This is a genomic window from Caulobacter sp. HMWF025, assembly GCF_003060965.1.
Lineage (GTDB): Bacteria > Pseudomonadota > Alphaproteobacteria > Caulobacterales > Caulobacteraceae > Caulobacter.
In genome coordinates, this window is sequence record NZ_QAII01000166.1 from 1,344 (window position 1) to 4,241 (window position 2,898).

3 protein-coding genes are annotated in these 2,898 nt (G+C 65.5%); 2 read left to right on the forward strand and 1 reads right to left on the reverse strand.

All coding sequences use genetic code 11. The features are described 5' to 3' along the window. Positions 1–563: Calx-beta domain-containing protein (locus tag DBR10_RS19405; protein WP_199225362.1), on the reverse strand; the 563-nt coding region annotated here is incomplete at its 3' end. A 331-nt stretch (positions 564–894) separates the two neighbouring features. Here DBR10_RS19405 and DBR10_RS17735 point away from each other — a divergent pair. Together DBR10_RS17735 and DBR10_RS17740 are read left to right on the forward strand one after the other, a co-directional pair. After that, positions 895–2,121 carry a glycosyltransferase family 4 protein gene (locus DBR10_RS17735; protein WP_108556549.1) on the forward strand — a complete coding sequence of 409 codons (1,227 nt, stop codon included), beginning with the start codon at positions 895–897 and terminating at the stop codon, positions 2,119–2,121. A gap of 316 nt (positions 2,122–2,437) precedes the next feature. After that, positions 2,438–2,898: calcium-binding protein (locus tag DBR10_RS17740; RefSeq protein WP_146187871.1), on the forward strand; the 461-nt coding region annotated here is incomplete at its 3' end.

Sequence of the window (2,898 nt, forward strand, 5' to 3'; positions counted from 1 at the left end):
CTGTCGCTGCCCCCCTGACCCGCCAATGTGTCATTGCCCTCCAGGCCATAGAGGCGGGCAGACCGCGTCTCCGGCGGTCCGAACGTCTGGACCGCCACCAGGTCGAGCAAGGCATCGGCCCCCGGGGAGCCCACGAGGACCGGTGCATCGTCGTCCAGAATGACACTTTGAGCCGATCCGACGGCCAGGCCGAAACCGGTGCTGGGCTGGCTGAGCGTGATCATCAGGGTCTCGCTGCCCTCGACCAGACCGTCCCGCAGAGTCTTGAAGACCATGACATATTCGGTTTGCCCCGGATCAAAGGTCAGGGTCCCACCCGGAAAGCTGTCACCGGGCCCGATCAGGAGAAAATCGGCGGCCGCAAGGCCCGCGCCGCTCAGCGTGTAGTCAACCGTCGCGGCGGCCGAGACATCACCGCTGCGGGAGACGATGAAGACAAAGTCCGTGCCGCCAAGGGGACCGCCGGCCGGATCCCAGACCGCTTCCGTCGCCTCCGTCTGGCTGGCCGAAATCGAGAAGGTTCCCACCTCAGGAACGCCGCTGCTGCCTGAACCGCTGTCCATGATCGTTCCCTGTCTTTCCGGTCTTGTTTCTACGGCCCGGCCGGCAAGACAACCGGGCCGTCACGGCCGCTCCAGTGGTTCTGCTCGGGGTCAACGGCAATCTGGCGCTGCGGCGCGCCTACAAAACTCTCGCTGCGATGGATTGAGGCTGTCCCGAAGCGTTTAGACAACCCCCATTTGCAGGTGTTGTCGCAAGGATCGGGCCAGATCCTGGCTGGCGTCCGCTCCAACCGTCGGCGATTCAAGACGACAGGCTGTGCATCCAACGCGCTGGACAAGCCCGCGTCACGCCATGATGAAGGCGGGCGAGGCCTTGAGGACCGACCCGGCAATGAAGATCCTGTTCGTCCACCAGAACATGCCCGGCCAGTTCAAGCACCTGGCCCCTCTGATGGCCCGCAGCGGGCACGAGGTGGTGTTCATCACCAAGCGCAAGGGCCTGGAGATCCCTGGCGTGCGCAAGATCGTCTATGCGCCCGTTCGTGCCGCGCGGCCGACCACACACCACTATGTCCGGCTGTTCGAAAACAGCGTCCTGCACGGCCAGCAGGTGGTGCGGATCTGCCAGGACCTCGTCCGCGAGGGCTGGATCCCGGACATCGTCGTGGCCCACCCGGGCTGGGGAGAAAGCCTGTTCATCAAGGACGTGTTCCAGAACACGCCGATCCTGAGCTACTGCGAGTTCTACTATACCGGCCAGGGAGCTGATGTCGGTTTCGACCCCGCAGCCCCGGCCACCATCGACGACCTCTGTCGGGCGCGGGCCCGCAATGCCCATCTGGGCCTGAGCCTCGAAGCCGCCGATCGCGGCTGGAGCCCGACACTCTGGCAGAAATCCCGGCATCCCGTCGCGCAGCAGGCCAAGATCGAGACGATCTTCGACGGCATCGACACCTTCGCCGTACGCCCCGACCCCGCCGCGCAACTGCGGCTGCCCGACGGCCGCATCCTCACGCCCGCCGACGAGGTCATCACCTATGTCGCGCGCAACCTGGAGCCCTACCGTGGCTTCCCGTCCTTCATGCGTGCCCTGCCCGCCATCCTGAAAGCCCGCCCGGGTGCCCAGGTCGTGGTCGTGGGCGGCGACGAGGTCAGCTACGGTGCCCCGCCCACTGAAGGCGGAACCTGGCGCGAGGTCATGCTGCGCGAGGTTGCTGTCGATCCCGGTCGGGTTCACTTCCTGGGCAAGATCCCCCATGACCGTTTCGTCGCGACCCTGCAGATCTCCTCCCTGCACGTCTATCTGACCATGCCCTTCGTGCTGTCCTGGTCGTTCATGGAGGCCCTCGCGGCAGGCTGCGTCGTCCTGGGGTCCCGCACGGCCCCTGTCGAGGAGATGCTGATCGAGGGTCAGAACGGCTTTTTTACGGACTTCTTCGATCCGGCGCGGATCGCCGAAGACGTTGTCATGGCCCTGTCCCATCCCGACCGCGAAACCATCCGGCAAGCGGCCCGACAGACTATTCTCGATCGCTATGACCTGACCCTCTGCCTTCAGAAGCAATTGGCCCTGATCGAGAGTGTCAGCCAGAAACCAGTATTTCTTCCCAAGGGCTGAGAGCCTGCGACAACTTCTGTGAACAGACGGCAGGCTAGCTCAAGACGGGTATTGCGCCGGTTTCGACTGAACTAAAGTCGTTCCCGGTTCGGTGAGCGAGATTGTCGATCCGCTAACAAGCTGTTAACGCTAGAGCGTACCGTCGCACATGAAGTGGCCGCGACCGTGACGCGTGGCGTGGGGTAGATCGACCATTTTTGCTTAGCGGGCCGTGTTGTTGCCCGCCTCCGGCCGCGCGTTTTCTGCGGCGAGGGTCGCTGTCTCCGGTTCCCGATCACGGCGTCCAGGTCGCCCCGGCGGATCAGGAGGACGACCGATGCTCATCGAAGGCGACAACCTCGACAACATCCTCGACGGCACCGCCGGCGCGGATACGATCATCGGTCTGGGAGGCAATGACCGCGTCGAGGCCGGCGAGGGTGCCGACTCCGTCGACGGCGGCGACGGCGGAGATGTGCTGAACGGGGCCGCCGGAGCCGACACCCTGATCGGCGGTCTCGGCGCCGACAATATCGGCGGAGGCGCTGACGGCGACTCCATCGACGCGGGCGACGGGAATGACAGCGTCGGCGGCGGCGACGGGAATGACACGGTGAGCGCAGGGGCCGGCGCCGACGGCGTGTCTGGCGAGAACGGCAACGACAGCCTCACCGGCGGCGACGGCAACGACACCCTCTACGGCAACGCCGGGTCTGACACTCTGGACGGCGGCGGCGACAACGACACCCTCTATGGCAATGCCGAGGGCGACAGCCTCAGCGGCGGTGACGGGGCCGA